We start from the raw sequence: 17,574 nt of genomic DNA, 5'->3' as shown, positions 1-17,574 counted from the left end.
ATGTCTCATCGTGAAAAATGTGCCGCCAGTGCGGCTTCGATCTGCCGGGTTACCGACGGCGGGTCCTGGACGGCATCGATAACGGTGAACCGCTCCGGCTCGCGCCGGGCCAGATCGAGATATCCGGACCGAACCCGCTGGTGGAAGGCCAGGGTCTCTTTTTCAAAGCGCGATTCGCGGGCATGGGCATCGTCGCTGTGGATCCGTTGCCAGGCGCGGGTCAATCCGGCTTCTGGATCCAAGTCCAGCAGAAGGGTCAGCGCAGGCTGGAGGTTACCGCAGGCCAGCCGGTGCAACTGGCGGATCAGCGCCCGATCCAGCCCCCGGGCATAGCCCTGGTAGACCAGGGTGGCATCAAAAAAACGATCGCACACCACCACCTTGCCGGCTGCCAGGGCCGGCCGGACTACGGTTTCCAGGTGCTGGGCCCGGTCGGCCACGTAGAGCAGCAGCTCGGCGACCGGGGCCATACCCGTATTGTCCGGATGGAGCAGCACCGAGCGGATCTGGCCGCCAATGGCGGTGCCGCCGGGCTCCCGGGTGGTCAGCACCTCATGGCCGCACCCGGCGAGCCAGCCGGCAATGGCGTCGATCTGGGTGGTTTTGCCGCTGCCTTCGATGCCTTCGATGGTGATGAACATAAAATCCTTGTGGGCAAGATCAATCATTTCCCGTGTCAGGACCTGGACCTTTGTAAAAGTGACGTTCCAGCAGGCGGTGATAGGGCGTCCACGATCCGTCCGAAGGGTCCTTGGCCACATATTCACGGATGCTGTTGACCCTCGAGTCCATCTCGTCGATATGGTTGAGCAGCACCGCTTCGATGGTCTTGGGTGGCTCGGGGGATCCGAACGCCCGGCTGCCGTGGTGACTGACAATCATGTGCTTGAGCAGTTGGGCCTGGACGGGCGGGAAGTCGGGCACCTGGCCCAGTTTTTCGTCGAGCATGGAAAGCCCGATGATGATATGGCTGAGCAGCCGGCCTTCATCCGTATAATCGATGCGGCGGGCATATTCCAGTTCGCGGACCTTGCCCACATCGTGAAGAATCACGCCGGCCAGCAGAAGATCCCGATCCACGCCGCTGTAATGCCCGGCCACCATCCCGGCCAGTACGGCCATGGAGAGGGTATGTTCCAGAAGGCCGCCGATGTAGGCATGGTGCATCATTTTGGCCGCCGGGGCGCGGGTGTAGGCGGCGACAAATTCATCGTCGGCCCAGAAGACCTCGAAGAGCCGTTTCAGGTGCGGGTTCTGCATGCGGCCGGTCATTTCCCGCAGCCGGTCGAACATTTTTCCCACGTCGCGGCTGGTGGTGGGTAGGAAATCGGCCGGGTCCACCTGATCGGCCGGCACCCGCAGCATATCCTTGACCACCATCTGCAGGCCGCCGCGGTATTCGCCCACCTGGGCGCGGACATGCACGAAATCTCCCTCGGTGACGGCGGCGGCGATCCGCTCCACCTGGTCCCAGACCACGCCCTTGACCTGGCCGGTCCGGTCGGCCAGGGTGACGGTAAGAAAAGGATTGCCGTCTTTTTTGTGGGCCATGTTGCGTTCGGCCAGCAGAAACACCGCATCAACGGCGCTGCCCGCCACCAGTTCGGATACAAAGGGTTTCGGCATCGCTCTCTCCGTGTCAGGGCCGGTTGTCATCGGTCGGCCTCGGGGTCGGGGGACAGGGGAATCTCCCACTCGGACAGGGTCCGCAAGGTGTCGTAGTCGGTCATATCGCATTTGATGGGCGTGACGGAAATAAACCGTCCGGCCAGGGCCCCGCCGTCGACATCCGTCTGCGCATACCCATCCTGCTGGTCGCATGCCTGCCAGTAATAAGTGCGGTCACGCGGGTCGCGGCGCTTTTCGAAGTGCTGAGCAACCCCATCGGTGCCCTGGCGGCTCCAGCGAACCCCACGGATTTCGTCCATGGGCAGGTCGGGAAAATTGAGGTTGAGAAACGTGCCCGTCGGTATCCCCCTGGCTATCACCTGCCGGGAAAAGCCTTCGGCAAAACGGGCCGCCGCCGCCAGGTGGTCGCGGCCCGGGGCCTTGATCGATACGGCGATGGCCGGGATGCCGGCAATGGCCGCCTCCTTGGCCGCGGCCACGGTCCCCGAGTAGTTGACGTTGACGCCCACATTGGCCCCCGGATTGATCCCGGACAGAACCAGATCGGGACGCCGGTCGAACAGCTCGGCCAGCCCCAGTTTGACGCAATCTGCCGGTGTGCCGCTGACGGCATAGCCCTGTGCGCTGCCGTTGACCCGGGCGGATTCCAAACGGATGGGCTGATGCAGGGTGATTCCATGACCCACGGCACTGCGCTCGCGGTCCGGTGCTACCACGGTCACCGCATGGTGCCCGGCCAGGGCGTGGTGGAGGGCCCACAACCCGGGTGCATGAATCCCGTCGTCGTTGGTTAAAAGTATCTGCATCGCACCTTGCCCTTTCGGTTTGCGCGGTCCGGCGGAATCCGCTGCCCGCTGCTGGGCCAAAACTATTCTTGCAATTTCGATCAGGATAGCTCTATATTGAATTTTTCATATATGTGCAAGTGGTTATCCTGTGCCCACCCCCGGCGGGATCCATACTGAAACCATCGCTTTTTCCCTAAACCCCTTGGTGTAGAATTAACTGATGCGGCCGTTCAAATTCAGATCATTGTCGTGTGCCAGCCCTCCGTCTGCAGTTATTTTGCCTTTTTTTTTAATAATATTCAGCTTCCTGGGGATTGGCTGTCCGGCTGCTCGGGCCGCCGATCTGACGGATCACCTGAGCGGTGATGCCAAGGTCCCCTGGCAGATCAGTGCCGATACCGTGGAGTACGACGCCGCCAACACCACCTACCACGCCCGCGGCAATGTGGTCATTGAAAAACAGAAAACCCGCCTGGTGGCCGATCGGGTCGCGTTCAACCGGCAGGCCATGACCGCGTCGGCCACGGGCAATGTGGTCATGACGGTGGACAACGACGTATTGACCGGCAATCAAATCGATCTGGACATGAACCACGAAACCGGTGTCTTGCACGACGGCAGCATCTTTTTCAACAAGACGCACTTTTACATTCGCGGCCAGTGCATCGAGAAAACCGGCAAGGACACCTACCGCGCCGAACGGGCATCGGTCACCAGCTGCGATGGCGACCGGCCGGACTGGGTCATCACCGGCCGTCAGGTCAAGGTTACCGTCGAAGGATACGGCAGTGCCAACCACGCGCTGTTCAAGGTTCGTCAGGTGCCGGTCCTATATACGCCCTATATTCTCTTTCCGGTTAAGACCAAACGCCAGAGCGGCCTGTTGATGCCTGAAATGGGGTATTCCGACCGCAAGGGGGTTTTTTGGGATCAGCCGATCTTCTGGGCCATCAATGACAGCAGCGATGCCACGGTGTACGTCAATCCCATGGAGGAACGCGGTACCAAAGTAGGGCTGGAATACCGTTATGCCCTGAGCGATCTCTCCTTCGGAACCATTATGGCCGACGGCCTGAAGGACCGCCGTACGGACGACGGCACCGAGGAAACCGAGCGTTGGGCCTATGATGATGACACGTATAGTCGGCCCAACACGGATCGCTACTGGCTGAGGGCCAAAATTGACCAGGAGCTGCCCGCCGGATTTTCAGCCTATCTGGACCTGGACATCGTCAGCGACCAGGACTACCTCGACGATTTCAAAGGTGGCCGCAGCGGCTACCACCGCACCTTAGATTACTTTGAGAGCGTTTTCGATCGCGATCTGGATACGTTGGAGGACAACACGCGTACCAACAAGCTCAACATCAACCAGACCTGGTCCCATTACGTTTTCAACGCCGATCTGTTGTGGAACGACAATGTGGTCAAGCGGCGATGGGCTGAGGAGGACGACACCTTGCAGCAGTTGCCGGTGGTGATGTTCAACGGATTGAAGCAGGAGGTGCTCGACAGCGGGCTGTATTGGGACATCGATTCCGAATACACCTACTTTTATCGTGAAGACGGTGAGCGTGGCCATCGCACGGACATCCACCCGCGGGCCTACCTGCCGCTCCGGTGGAACAACTTTCTCTCCATCGAGCCGTCGGTTGGATGGCGACAGACCACCTGGGTCATGGATCGTCGGACCGACGATGATCTGAGCCGGACCAGTACCCGTGAGATCTACGACTTCGAACTGGATCTTTCCACCGAGATCTCGAAAATCATGGCCTCACCGTTCGGTATCGCCGACCGGATCCGCCATAGCATCAAACCCGAGGTGGTTTACGCCTACATTCCGGAGCAGGACCAGTCGGACCTGCCCTACTTCACCAGCTCGGATCGCATCGAGGAAGCCAATCGGATTACCTATTCGCTCACCAACACGTTTACGGCCCGCATGGCCAGACCAGCGCCACCGTCCTCGTCGCCATCCCCCGGAGCCGACGAACCCGCAACTGCACCGCCACCCTCCCCGACACTGCCCCCCCAGGACGCAGAAACGGTCCCGTCGCCAGAAACCGTACCGGCGTTCAACTATCATCGTTTCTGCCGTTTCTATCTGGAACAGAGTTACAACATCGCCGCCGCACGGGAGAATGAGCGCGAAGTGCTTTCGGACATTTACGGCGAGCTCGAAATCGATCTGGGACGCTATCTATCCGTCGATGCGGACGCCGAATATGACACCTACGACACCCGTTTTTCAGCCCATAACGTAGAGATCCGTCTGAAGGATAACCGGGGTGACCAGTTATCGGTGGAGCACCGTTATAAAACCCGGGTCAATAAATCCATCTGCGGAACCCTGTCCGTGGTGTTGACCGACCGGCTGACAGTCAGGGGCGAGTATGAACGTAACCTGATGGAGGAGAAAGACATCGTCCAGGGCGTCGGTTTCCTCTACCAGGCCCAGTGTTGGGGGATGGATGTTTTCTTTGCCGATGAGGATGGCGATTTGAGCGTGTCGGTCCTGATCAACCTGATGGGGGTCGGCAATATTGGCAAATAATTCCTTTTGGCACTTGTCATTGAGCATTTGACATTCAAAGGTGTTGTGTTCGGGTGGGGAAACGGATGCGGAAACCAAATGCGATTGCCCTGCCCGGGCGGTGGATCGCCATTGCCTTTTCTCCCAACTGATGGTACACGAAGTCGCCTTTGATCCCGAAACCAACCACGGGAACCTAACATCAACAGCCCCAGTGACAATAACGGAACGAATCCATGGTCGGAGATATACTGACGCGTGCCTGGTATGCCCTGCACACCAAAAGCCGCTTTGAGAATGTGGTCAACGAAGGCCTGGCCAAAAGAAATCTGGACGTTTTCCTTCCGAAAATCACCGTGAAAAGCCGGCGCAAGGATCGCCACAAGATGATTCGGGTGCCCCTGTTTCCCGGTTATGTTTTCGTCAGGACCGATCTGAATCCATACGAGCATGTCGAAATCCTCAAAATTACCGGTGCGGTTCGGCTGATCGGCAGCACCCGCGGACCGGTCTCCATTGCCGATGCCACCATCGATTCACTCAAAATCATGGTGGGCACGGGTGAAGAGGTGATCACCGGTACCCAATTTAAAAAAGGGGACCGGGTCATCGTGGTCAACGGCCCCTTCGCCGGGGTGACCGGTGTTTTTTCGAGTTACCGGGGAGACGGCCGCGTCATTGTCAACATCGAGGCCCTGGGGCAGTTCGCTGCAGTCAACGTCCACGCCGACGATGTGGAGAAACTACCTGAAATATTATCATAACTACTTGACTTTGTATTAAGTTCTGGTCTATAAAAATCAATTTTAGACCTGCAGACATCTGTGAGCGTTCAAGGAGGATACATGAATAAACTGGAGCTCATCTCCGCTTTGAAGACCCAGGCCGATATCTCCAAGTCCGAAGCGGCAAAAGTGGTCCAGATTTTTTTTGACAGTATGGCGGAAGCCATGGCCAATGGCGAGCGGGTTGAAATTCGCGGGCTGTGCAGCTTTTTCGTCAAAGAGTACAAGAGCTATACCGGGCGAAACCCAAAGACCGGCGAAAAGGTTACCATCAAGCCCAAGAAGCTGCCTTTTTTCAAAGCCGGAAAAGAGCTCAAAGAGCGGGTGGATCAATAAACGGCATGCAACCCCCGATCCGGGTGGCCGTGCCTGCCTGGCTGCAAATTCCCGTTTCAGGCGGTGCCACGCCGGTTCCATTCACCGGGATCCACAGAGAATGACGACGGCCACCGGATTTGACGCCATCGTTGGTCAAGAGCCGCCCATCAGACTGCTCAAGACCTTTATCCGTAAGGGTACGCATCCGCACGCACTGCTCTTTACCGGGGATAACGGGGTAGGGAAAAAAATGACGGCCACGGTGTTTGCCATGGCCTGCAACTGTCTGGCATTGAAAGCGACCCTTGGCCGGCAGCCGTGCACGGCGTCTATCGATCCTGCATCCATAGAGGCCTGTGGTGCGTGTTCCTCCTGCAGAAAGATCATTGCCGGTCAACATCCCGACATTCTCCACATCGCTCCCCAATCATCGGTCATCCGAATCGATCAGATCCGAATCCTGCTCCAGACGCTGACCCTGAAACCCAATGAGGCCGCGCAGCGGGTCGTGATCATCTCCGATGCGCAGGCCATGAATCCGGAGGCAGGCAACGCCCTGCTGAAGATACTCGAAGAGCCGCCGGATGGTACGCTGTTGGTGCTGACCGCCCCCGAGGCGTCAGACCTACTGCCCACGGTGGTCTCCCGTTGCCGCCAGATCCGCTTCAGACCCCTGGCGGCCGAGGATATCGCACGCATGCTGACGGCATCCGAAGAGATCGACCCGCAGACGGCGCAAACCACGGCAGCCCTGTGCGGCGGCAGTTACACCCGGGCCCTGACCCTGATCGACCCGCGTTGGCAGAAACGCCGGGCCTGGGTTATCGAGACCCTGAACCGGTTGGCCACCCAACCATCGGGCAGCGTCCGGGGCTGGCTGGCCTTTTCGGAAAAATTGGCCGCCAAAAAGGATCTTATTGAAGAATGGCTGGAAATCATTACAATGTGGCTGCGGGACCTTCTGGTCGCGGGCGTCGACCCGATCCGGGTTCTCAATCAGGATCGGCTGGGAACGCTCACCACGGCCGCAGGACAGGTCGGACGGGCGCGACTGCTCGAACAGATCGATGCCGTAGATGACGCCCGGGTCGCCCTTCGATCCAATACCAACGCCAGACTGACCCTTGACGCCATGGTCCTGAAAATGGCCGGGGTCGGCAACTCATACGTGTGATAGCATGATAAAAAAAGTGGGCATCCGATTCAAAGACGGCGGCAAGATTTACGATTTCTGTTGCGGGGCCTTTGTTCTCAATGTGGGCGACCACGTGATCGTGGAAACCGAAAAGGGCCTCGGTTTCGGTACGGTGGAAACCGCGCCGGAGGTGGTTGAAGCGCAGAACAAACCGGCCAAACCGCTGAAAAAGGTTTTTCGCAAAGCCAACGAAAAAGATCTGGCCCAGGTGGAGCATAACCAGGCCCTGGAACGCGAGGCGCATGCCTTCTGCCTGAAAAGCATTAAAAATCTCGGGTTGCAGATGAATCTGTTTTCCGTCGAAAGCACCTTCGACGCCAGCCGGTTGACGTTTTTCTTCACCGCCGACGGTCGCGTGGATTTCAGGCAACTGGTCAAGATCCTGGTCAAACAGTTCCGGGCGCGTATTGAAATGCGGCAGGTGGGCATCCGCAACCAAGCCAAAATGTGCGGCGGCCTGGGGCGTTGCGGGCGGGTTTTCTGCTGCTCGTCGTTCATGGACAAATTCGAGCCCGTGTCCATTCGTATGGCCAAGCAGCAGGGGCTCTCCCTGAACCCGACCAAAATATCGGGCCAGTGCGGCAGGCTGATGTGCTGCCTGACCTTTGAAAACGAGACCTATCGCCAGCTGAAATCGAACTTTCCCAAGATTGGGAAAAAGATCAACACCAAGAGCGGTCACGGAAAGGTCACCCGGCACAACGTGATCTGCGGCCGCCTATCGGTTCGGCTGGACGAAGGGGGCGAAGTTGAAATCAGCCTCGACGACATTATCAAAGACAAGACCAAAGAGAAGACCAAAGAGAGAACCAAAGACAGGAGATAACCCATGGCCACGCCATTTTATATAACCACGCCCATCTACTATGTTAACGCCCGCCCCCATCTGGGACATGCCTATACTACCATTGCCGCGGATGTGGTCCGCCGATTCCATGCCATGTCCAGTGACCGGACCTATTTTCTCACCGGCACCGACGAGCATGGGGATAAAATCGTGCGGGCGGCGAAAAAAGAGAACTGCACCCCGCGGGAATATGTCGATAAGATCAGCGGCCTCTTCCAGCATCTGTGGCCGGAGTTGAACATCTCCAACGATGCCTTCATCCGTACCACCAACCCGGCCCACATGGCCGTGGTGGAGACTATTTTGCAGCGGATTTACGATTCGGGCGACATCTATTTCAGCGAATACGAGGGGCTTTACTGTTTTGGCTGTGAACGCTTTTACACCGAACGCGAACTGGTCGACGGCTGCTGCCCGGATCATCAGACCCCGCCCGAGACCATCAAGGAGTCCAACTATTTTTTCAAGATGGGCCGATATCAGCAGTGGCTGATCGATCATATCGAAAAACACCCGGATTTTATCCGGCCCGAACGGTACAAGAACGAAGTGCTGGCCTTTCTGCGGGAACCCCTGGGCGATTTGTGCATCTCCCGGCCCAAGTCCCGCCTCAAGTGGGGCATTACCCTGCCTTTCGATCATGACTACGTCACCTACGTCTGGTTCGACGCCCTGCTCAACTACATTTCCGCCCTGGGGTATCCGGACGGGGAACTGTACCAGACGTTTTGGCCCGTGGCCCAGCACATTGTGGCCAAGGATATTTTAAAGCCTCACGGCATCTACTGGCCGATCATGCTCAAGGCCGCCGGCCTGCCCATCTACCAGCATTTGAATGTCCACGGTTACTGGAATGTGGACCAGAGCAAGATGAGCAAAAGCATCGGCAATGTCATTGAACCGCTGGAGATGAAAAACATATACGGACTGGACGCGTTCCGTTTTTTTCTCATGCGCGACATGGCTTTCGGGCTGGACTCCAGTTTCAGTGAAGAAGCATTGGTCCAGCGCATCAATGCCGACCTGGCCAACGATTTGGGCAATCTTTTCTCACGGGTGCTTTCCATGGCCCACAAGTATTTTGGCGGTGTTATCCCCGAGCCGGACCCGGCCGTGGAGAAGGAGATGGATCTGGGGCTGGAGGAGAATTCCCGAACGGCCATCAAGGCCTTCTCCGCCGCCATGGACGTGTTTGCCTTTCACAAGGGGCTGGCCGCCGTATGGGAATTTATTACCCACATGAACAAATATGTGGATGTCACCGCACCCTGGACTCTGGCCAAAAACAAGGCGGCCCGCAAACAGCTGGAAACGGTCATTTACAACCTCTTGGAGGGGCTGCGCATCATCTCCGGTCTGATCTATCCGGTGATGCCGGATACCGCCGTTACCATGCAGAAGCATCTGGGAATGACCGGCGAGGACAAATTTTATAAGCTTGAGCGACTGAATGCCTGGCGGGGAATCACCCCCGGTGTGAAATTGAGGAAGTCGGTATCCCTGTTTCCACGCGTCGATCCGGAGAAAAAGAAGCAGGTCCCCGAAGCCGTGGCGGCGCCCGCAAAACCGGCCAAACCCATCAAACCGGAGATCGGCATTGACGATTTCGCCAAGGTCGACCTGCGGGTGGCCACGGTGGTTTCGTGCCAACCCGTTCCCCGGGCCAAAAAACTGCTCCAACTTGAGGTCGATTTGGGCGAAACCCGCACCATCGTTTCGGGGATTGCCGGTAATTACGCCCCGGATGAACTGGTCGGCAAGCAGGTCATCGTCGTGGCCAATCTGAAACCGGTCAAACTGATGGGGGTCCTCTCCAAAGGCATGCTGATCGCTGCCAATGACGCGTCCGGGGTGACCGTGGCCACGCTGGACAAACCTGTAACCCCCGGAACGCCCCTCAGTTGACGGGCGGCGGAGCGTTTTTCCCCCATGAGCGGCATCTATCGTCCCGAAGGCGGCCATTCGTTCCGTCCGCCCAGCTGGAAGAGCTATCAGGCGCGGCTGCAAAGAGAGCGCCGAACCTCCGGTTCACGACGGCAGATTCGGCGGCGACCGCTGCTGGCGGGGCTGCTGGTCATTTTGCTGATCGCGGTGGGCTGGGCCTGGCTTTCTACCGGCAGCCGTCCCCCGGTTGAATCACCCCCGGCTGATGGCCCACCGACGCCGGCGGCCGCCGGCCAGATCGAAAAGTCCGATGTGAAAATCCTGCTGGGCAAGAACCACCTGACCAACGTCGCCAAAGAGCCGGTCACGGTGGTGTTCGACGGCCGGCCCTACGAGGTTGACACCAGCCTTGATATCGGGCTTCAGCAGTATCTGCTGAAAAAAATGGATCGCGTCAACTCACGCTATATCGGCATTGTGGCCATCCAGCCGGATACGGGGCGGGTCCTGGCCATGGCCGGATTCAACAAACGCGATCCGCAAAACGATCCCTGCCTGATTGCCGACTACCCGGCGGCCAGCCTGTTCAAGATCATTACGGCGGCGGCGGCCGTTGAGAAAAAAGGCTACACGGCGCGTTCGAATTTCAAGTTTAACGGATACAAGCACACCCTGTACAAACGGCAGCTGACCGACACGACCAACCGTTACACCACTTCGATCACCTTGGAGAAGGCATTTGCCCAGTCGGTCAACCCGGTGTTCGGAAAACTCGGTGCCCTCTATCTGGACCGGCAGACACTGCAGTCCTGTGGAGACGCCTTCGGGTTCAACGGCCAGGTCGGCTTCGAGCTGCCCTGGCCCACCAGTCACCTGGCCATCGATGACGACACCTACCACCGGGCGGAGATTGCCAGCGGATTCAACCGGCAGACTACCATTTCGCCCCTGCACGGCGCCGTGATCGTGTCAACCGTGCTCAATGGTGGCCGCCCGGTTGAACCGACCCTGGTGGACCGGATCGTGGATGATACCGGCGAGGTGATTTACCGCAGCCAGCCCCGCTTTCTGCCGGCGGCCGTCACTGCCAAGACCGCGGCGGTCCTGAAGACACTGATGACGGCCACGATCACATCGGGTACCGCCCGCAAGCAGTTTCGTGGCTACAGCCGCAGCAAAGTGCTCTCGCGGCTGAAACTGGGCGGGAAGACCGGTTCCATCGCCAATCGCGGCCACGATGCCCGTTTCGACTGGTTTGTGGGTTTTGCCAGTGAGAAAAAAGGACCCGAGAAACTGGTGGTCTCGGTGATGGTGGCACATGAGGAGTACATCGGCATTCGTGCCGGCCAGTATGCCCGCATGGCCATGGAGCACTATTTCAAGGATTATTTTGCCAGACAAGATGACGCCGGCAAGGATTCCAGCGGATAGCGGGTTCTGCTCCGGCGCAGTAGAAGGAGAAATATCATGCCCGGATTTGAGATTTTCGGTGACGAAGAGCGCAAAGAGGTAAACGATGTATTGGAGACCGGCGTCCTTTTTCGTTACGGATTCGACGCCGCCCGCAAGGAACACTGGAAGGCGCGCAGCTTCGAGACCGAACTGGCCGCCCGGCTGGGGGTCAAGCATGCCCATCTTTGCGCCAGCGGCACCGCGGCCCTTTCCACGGCTCTGGCCGCCTGTGGGATTGGGGCCGGTGACGAAGTGATCGTGCCCCCCTTCACCTTTGTGGCCACCATCGAATCGGTTCTCATGGCCGGGGCCGTGCCGGTGTTCGCCGAGGTGGACGATACCCTGTGTCTCTCTCCCGAGGCGGTGGCGGCCGCCCTGACCCCGAACACCCGGGCCGTTGTGCCCGTGCACATGTGCGGTGCCATGGCGCGCATCGACGAACTCAAGACCCTTTGCGACCGCAAGGGGCTGGTCCTGCTGGAAGATGCCTGCCAGAGCGTCGGTGCCAGCTACCAGGGCAAAGCCCTGGGCAGCTTCGGCAAGGCCGGCTGCTTCTCCTTCGACCCGGTCAAGACCATTACCTGCGGCGAGGGCGGGGCGGTGGTCACCGATGATGCGGCGGTCTATGCGGCCACCCATGCCTTTGCCGACCACGGCCACGATCACATCGGCAGCGACCGGGGCGCCGAGGACCATCTGATGGTCGGGTCCAACTTCCGCATCAGCGAACTCAACGCCGCCGTGGGGCTGGCCCAACTGCGCAAACTGGACTGGATTCTGGAAACCCAGCGCCGCAACAAGGCGGCCATTAAAACCGCCATGCAGGCGATTGACGGCGTCACCTTCCGGGCCCTGCCCGATCCTGAGGGGGATTCGGCCACCTTCCTGACCTTCTTCATGCCCGATCTGGACAAGGCCCGCCAGGCGGCCGCGGCCCTGGGCACCGCCGGCGTCGACGGCTGCTTTCACTGGTTTGACAACAACTGGCACTACATCCGCAAATGGGAGCATTTCCACACCCTGAAAGCCGCGGCCCGACTGGCCGTCCAGGCCCTGCCCAACTGTCCGGACTTTTCCGATGTGCGGTTGCCCCAATCCGACGGCCTTATCGGCCGGGCCATCTCCATGCAGATCAAACTGGGCTGGAATGCGGACCAACTGGCGCAGCGGATCGAGGCCACGGTCGAGGCTCTGAAGGGGATCTGAGTTCTCTTCTCAAGTAAAGCAAAAAACAACCGAAAAGGAAAAAATATCATGTTCCGCAATTTTAAAATGGTCTCAAAGATGGTTTTCGGCCGGGGGTGCTTCGCCCAGCTGGGAGACATTCTTAAGGAACAGCGGCGGGCGGACCGCTCGGTGATGGTGTTTCTGGTGGACGATGTGCATAAAAACAAACCGCTGAAGGACCGTCTCCCACTGGAAAAGGACGACCTGCTGATCTGGGTCAATGTGGATGACGAACCCAAAACCAAATACGTGGACCAGCTTGTCGGCCAGGTCCGGACGCATATGGAGGAGAAGACCGGCGATCTGCCGGCCGGTGTTATCGGCATCGGCGGCGGCAGCAGCATGGATCTCTCCAAGGCGGTTGCGCTGATGCTCACCAACCCGGGATCGGCCGCCGATTATCAGGGCTGGGACCTGATCCAGAATCCGGCCGTGTACCACGCCGCCGTGCCCACCCTGTCCGGTACCGGCGCCGAAGTGTCCCGCACCACGGTGCTCACCGGCCCGGAGAAGAAACTGGGCATCAATTCCGACCACACGGTCTTTGATCAGATCGTCCTGGATCCGGAGCTGATCGCCGGTGCTCCCAACCCTCAGCGCTTTTACACAGGCATGGATTGCTACATCCACTGTGTGGAATCCCTCGAGGGCACGTATCTCAACAGCTTCTCCCAGGCCTATGGAGAGAAATCCATGGCCCTGTGCCAGGATGTCTTTCTGGCGGACCCGGAAGATGCCGACGACAAACTGATGATGGCCTCCTATTGCGGCGGCATGAGCATTGCCTACTCCCAGGTGGGCATCTGCCATGCCCTCTCTTACGGGCTGGCCTTCGTGCTGGGGCTGCACCACGGCATTGGCAACAGTGTCGTTTTCGACTATCTGGAAGACTACTACCCCCAGGGCGTCCGGGAATTCCGCCAGATGATGGAACGCCACCGCATCGACCTGCCGCGCAACCTGACGGCCAACCTGTCCGATGCCCAGATGGAGAAGATGGTGGATGTGGCTCTGGTCCTCGAACCGCTTTGGGAAAACGCCCTGGGCAACGACTGGAAAACCATCATAACCCGTGAAAAAATCAGGGAACTCTACCGAAAGATGTAAACCATGACAAATCGATCACTCGCCAGCCTGACCCTCATGCTCGGACGCACGACTGACCGGGCCATCCATGGACTACGACAGATGGGCGGTTTTTGCCGCCAACCGCCGGCCATCCACTGGGGCCGTCATCCATCCGCGGTGACCGGGCCGGCAGTGATTCTCTTTCCCTGCCAGCCCAACCGGATGTGCTGCGGCCTAGCCGGAATTATTGCGGTAAAGGGGGGAGCGCAGCCGGCCGCGTTGGAGCTGGATGCTTTGGAGCGGCTCGTTGATGCGGCCGAGAAGGCCGACCTGGCGGCCTGCGCGGATCATCCGGATACCATTGCCGAGTGCTACCTGGGGGGGGCGGACACGCTGAACGAGTTGCTGACCGCCATCCGCCGGCTCAAGCAGGAGAGGCCGTTTCTCACCCTGTTCAAAAATCCGGCAACCCAAACGCGTATGGCGGATCTGGGCTCCCGGCTGTCGGCGCTCCTGAAAAGGGAGCAGGCTGTCCTGGCTGACCAGGCGGGCAGCCTTGAAAGTGCCACGGTGGAAGTCGTCTCCTCCCATATCGAGATTCTCAAGGACATGATCTGGTGCCTGAACGTGGAACTGGCCGCCAACATCGGGCGCGTTGCCGGTTTGATGGACGGCAGCGCGGACCACGGCCCGGACAGCCGCATCACCCTTTTCCGGCAGATCAACGCCGTGCTCAACAGCATCGACCGGCTGGAGGTGCGCGGAAGAGATTCGGCCGGCATCTCGATCCTCTTCATCCTTCCGGCCGAGGCGTACAACGCCCTTGAGGAGACATTCGCCGACCAGAGCCTTGGCGAGTCTTTTGCCCGGCGCATGCAGCGCGATGTGCTGAGCAATACCAGCATCAGCTGCAACCGGACGACGGACGCTGACGGAAATCCCATTGTTGCCCTGACCGTGGTTTACAAGGTAGCCGCCGAAATCGGCAGCCTGGGCGACAACATCCGCTTTTTGCGCCGCCAGATCCGCGAGGATGAGATCTTTCAGCGGATCAGTGCATCCGCACACACGTTTCACTCGGTTTCCTGCCATACCCGCTGGGCTTCCATCGGCGCCATCACCGAACCCAATTGCCATCCGGTGGACAACACCCTGGCCGGCGGAACCATGCAAGACCGCCCCATCATCCATGCATGCCTCAATGGCGACATCGACAACTACCTGGAACTGAAAACCGCCCTGGAAGAAGGCGGTGGCAGCATTCCCGAAGCGATCACCACCGACACCAAGATTATTCCGCTGCAGATCGAACGCTACCTGAGAACCGGTGTCGACGTGTCCGAGGCCTTTCGCCTGGCGGTGAGCGACTTCCAGGGGTCCCATGCTATCGCCATGCATACCGACCTGGCGCCCGGCCGCTTCTTCCTGGCCCAGAAAGGCAGTGGCCAGGCGGTTTTCGTGGGGCTGGCCGAGGATCATTACATGCCGGCATCGGAAGTTTACGGATTTATAGAAGAGACGCCCCGTTTCCTGAAGATGGACGGAGAAAAGGTGGTGGATGGGAAGAACGGCAAGACCCAGGGACAGATTTTCGTCCTGGACCAGCGCACCGGCGGCGGCCTGGCCGGCGTCACGGCCATGTACTACGACGGCACGCCGATTACGCTGACCGACGCGGATGTCAAAGAGACCGAAATTACCACCCGGGATATCGATCGCCAGGATTTTCCGCACTACTTCTTAAAGGAGATCTCCGAAGCGCCGCTGTCCGTGGAACGCACCCTGCTCAACCGCTGGAAGATCACCGAAGCCGATGACGGGCCCCACTACGTCGTCCAACTGGACGAGAAAACCTTTCCGCGCGCCCTTGAGACGGATTTTACCGAAAATCGCATCCGGCGCATCTTCTTCGTCGGCCAGGGAACCGCCGGCGTGGCCGCCCAGGCCTGCGCGGATATTTTCAAGGCCTATCTGGCTGATCCATCCATTCAGTTACGGGCCCTCAAGGCCTCCGAGCTGAGCGGCTTCGAGCTGAATGAAGGCGATGACACCACCAGCATGGCCGACACCCTGGTGGTGGCCATCAGCCAATCGGGAACCACCACCGACACCAACCGCACCGTGGACATGGTCCGTGCCCGCGGCGCCCGGACCCTGGCCATTGTCAACCGGCGGGATTCGGACATCACCTTCAAGGTGGACGGTGTGCTCTACACCTCCAGCGGCCGGGACATCGAAATGAGCGTGGCCTCCACCAAGGCCTTTTACTCCCAGATCGTGGCCGGCACCCTGCTGGCGCTCAAGGTGGCCGGTATCCGGAGCAACCGCTCGAAGGAATTTTTCTCGGACCAGATCGCCGAACTGCTGCGGATCCCCGACCACATGCGCACGGTCCTGGCCATGGGCAATCAAATCCAGATGTCGGCCCGGCGACTGGCGGCCACCAAGACCTATTGGGCAGCCGTGGGCAGCGGACCCAACAAGGCCTCGGCGGACGAAATTCGCATCAAGCTCAGCGAACTGTGCTACAAAACGATCAGTTCGGACTACGTGGAGGACAAGAAGCATATCGACCTCTCCTCCGAACCGCTGATCATCGTCTGTGCCGCCGGAACCCGGGGAACCGTCATCGGCGACATTATCAAGGACACGGCCATCTTCAAGGCCCACAAGGCGGCGCCGGTGATCATTGCCGACGAGGGCGAGGAGCGATTCACGCCCTATGCCGAGGACGTCTTTCACGTGCCCCAGGTGAGTCCTCAGTTTGCCCCCATCCTCAACACCCTGGTGGGCCATATCTGGGGCTATCATGCGGCCCTGGCCATCCATGAAGGCTCGCGCTTCCTGCACGATGTCCGGGCCTCGATCCACGACACCCTCGACCGGCTGGCCGGCCAGGGGCTGGACGTCTACGAAGTGGTCCTGGAGAAGAGCTTCCGCGAAGAAATTCTCGGTTTCTATCAGGCGTTCCGCGAAAAACGGCGTACCCGGACATTCCCCACGGCGATCACCCACGCATCCGATCTGACCCTGCTGTTCAAATATCTGTCGGGCCGGCTGCCGCTGACCGATTTCGAGCTCGATTTCGGGATCCGCGGTACTGCCAAGAACGTCATCGATACCCTGTTCCGCGTGCTGGGAGAGTCCATCAACCTCATGTCCCGGCCGGTGGACGCCATCAAGCACCAGGCCAAGACGGTCACTGTGGGCACCAGCCGCATCAGCGAGCGGGTGGAGGGCATCCTCTTCGATACCCTTGCCGACCACGCCCTGGAGACCGCCCAGATTGTCAACCGCAACGTCATCGTCATGAAAAACATCCAGGGGGTCATCGAGCGGATCAACGGCAGTATTCTTTACCGCATCGACGGGCTGGGCCTGCTGGGCGACCCCACGGACCAGACCACCATTGCCATCCTAAAAAAGACCGGCATCCTAGCCGAGATCCCCTCGCGGGTGGAGCAGGATCCGGTACTCAAAGGCAGCAAACGGATCATTGTCAGCCAGGGCAATGTCTATATCGGCAAGGGCCGCAAGGACGGACGCAGTATCGTGGTCATCCCGGCGACCTCCGAGGATCCTGCCGACGGCAGCCGCATCCGCTACCTGCTGCTGCTCAATATCGGCTTCAAGGCGGAGATTCCCCTGGCGACCAAAATCAGGGCCCTGGGCGGCAAGTACGAGCACATCAAAAATATCGTCCAGGAGAATAGTGTGCCCTGGGCCGACAACTACCTGGACGACGTACCCGTGGATGACCTGTTCGGCCACTCGGCGGAAAAACTGGCCGAAGGGATGGTGGCGCGGCATCGATAGGATTCTGTCATTCAACGCCTATCCACAGC

The 17,574-nt window shown here is 59.3% G+C and carries 13 protein-coding genes; 10 read left to right on the top strand and 3 right to left on the bottom strand.

Annotated features, from left to right (window positions below; genetic code table 11):
- Positions 1 to 5 precede the first annotated feature (5 nt).
- The 3 genes from tmk to surE are packed head-to-tail and all read right to left on the bottom strand — an operon-like array spanning position 6 to position 2,435.
- Complete coding sequence (gene tmk, locus GN112_RS12720; RefSeq protein WP_231717007.1) at positions 6 to 668, bottom strand: dTMP kinase; 663 nt, start codon at positions 666 to 668, stop codon at positions 6 to 8.
- The gene (locus GN112_RS12715; RefSeq protein ID WP_162458907.1) at positions 661 to 1,626 is read right to left on the bottom strand and encodes a 3'-5' exoribonuclease YhaM family protein; all 966 of its coding nucleotides are present in this window, start codon (positions 1,624 to 1,626) and stop codon (positions 661 to 663) included. Before GN112_RS12715 ends, tmk begins: the two co-directional genes overlap by 8 nt.
- Positions 1,627 to 1,652: 26 nt before the next feature.
- Positions 1,653 to 2,435 (bottom strand): 5'/3'-nucleotidase SurE, encoded by a 783-nt coding sequence (gene surE, locus GN112_RS12710; protein ID WP_155310561.1) that lies wholly within the window; start codon positions 2,433 to 2,435, stop codon positions 1,653 to 1,655.
- A 259-nt stretch (positions 2,436 to 2,694) separates the two neighbouring features.
- Between surE and GN112_RS12705 the strand changes: the two genes are divergently transcribed.
- The 10 genes from GN112_RS12705 (at position 2,695) to GN112_RS12660 (ending at position 17,545) form a co-directional block, all read left to right on the top strand.
- Positions 2,695 to 4,974, top strand: coding sequence for an LPS-assembly protein LptD (locus GN112_RS12705; protein WP_162458906.1), 2,280 nt, complete (start codon positions 2,695 to 2,697; stop codon positions 4,972 to 4,974).
- Positions 4,975 to 5,189: 215 nt separating this feature from the next.
- On the top strand, positions 5,190 to 5,717 hold the full coding sequence (locus GN112_RS12700) for a UpxY family transcription antiterminator (protein ID WP_155310559.1): 528 nt from the start codon (positions 5,190 to 5,192) through the stop codon (positions 5,715 to 5,717).
- Positions 5,718 to 5,798: 81 nt separating this feature from the next.
- Positions 5,799 to 6,074 (top strand): HU family DNA-binding protein, encoded by a 276-nt coding sequence (locus GN112_RS12695; RefSeq protein ID WP_155310558.1) that lies wholly within the window; start codon positions 5,799 to 5,801, stop codon positions 6,072 to 6,074.
- Between the two features lie 100 nt (positions 6,075 to 6,174).
- Positions 6,175 to 7,230, top strand: coding sequence for a DNA polymerase III subunit delta' (gene holB, locus GN112_RS12690; RefSeq protein WP_155310557.1), 1,056 nt, complete (start codon positions 6,175 to 6,177; stop codon positions 7,228 to 7,230).
- Positions 7,231 to 7,234: 4 nt separating this feature from the next.
- The gene (locus GN112_RS12685) at positions 7,235 to 8,077 is read left to right on the top strand and encodes a PSP1 domain-containing protein (protein WP_155310556.1); all 843 of its coding nucleotides are present in this window, start codon (positions 7,235 to 7,237) and stop codon (positions 8,075 to 8,077) included.
- Positions 8,078 to 8,080: 3 nt separating this feature from the next.
- On the top strand, positions 8,081 to 10,003 hold the full coding sequence (metG, locus tag GN112_RS12680) for a methionine--tRNA ligase (protein ID WP_155310555.1): 1,923 nt from the start codon (positions 8,081 to 8,083) through the stop codon (positions 10,001 to 10,003).
- A gap of 24 nt (positions 10,004 to 10,027) precedes the next feature.
- Entirely contained in the window at positions 10,028 to 11,413 is a 1,386-nt protein-coding gene (locus GN112_RS12675; protein ID WP_155310554.1) for a penicillin-binding transpeptidase domain-containing protein, read from the top strand.
- Positions 11,414 to 11,449: 36 nt separating this feature from the next.
- On the top strand, positions 11,450 to 12,640 hold the full coding sequence (locus GN112_RS12670; RefSeq protein ID WP_155310553.1) for a DegT/DnrJ/EryC1/StrS family aminotransferase: 1,191 nt from the start codon (positions 11,450 to 11,452) through the stop codon (positions 12,638 to 12,640).
- Between the two features lie 48 nt (positions 12,641 to 12,688).
- Positions 12,689 to 13,768, top strand: a complete 1,080-nt coding sequence (locus GN112_RS12665) for an iron-containing alcohol dehydrogenase family protein (protein WP_155310552.1) — start codon at positions 12,689 to 12,691, stop codon at positions 13,766 to 13,768.
- Positions 13,769 to 13,771: 3 nt separating this feature from the next.
- The gene (locus tag GN112_RS12660; RefSeq protein WP_231717006.1) at positions 13,772 to 17,545 is read left to right on the top strand and encodes an SIS domain-containing protein; all 3,774 of its coding nucleotides are present in this window, start codon (positions 13,772 to 13,774) and stop codon (positions 17,543 to 17,545) included.
- The last annotated feature ends 29 nt before the right edge of the window (positions 17,546 to 17,574 follow it).

The sequence above is a fragment of the Desulfosarcina ovata subsp. ovata genome (genome assembly GCF_009689005.1).
GTDB lineage: Bacteria > Desulfobacterota > Desulfobacteria > Desulfobacterales > Desulfosarcinaceae > Desulfosarcina > Desulfosarcina ovata.
Note: the sequence above shows the minus strand (reverse complement) of the source record. Positions and strands in the feature narration are given on the sequence as shown.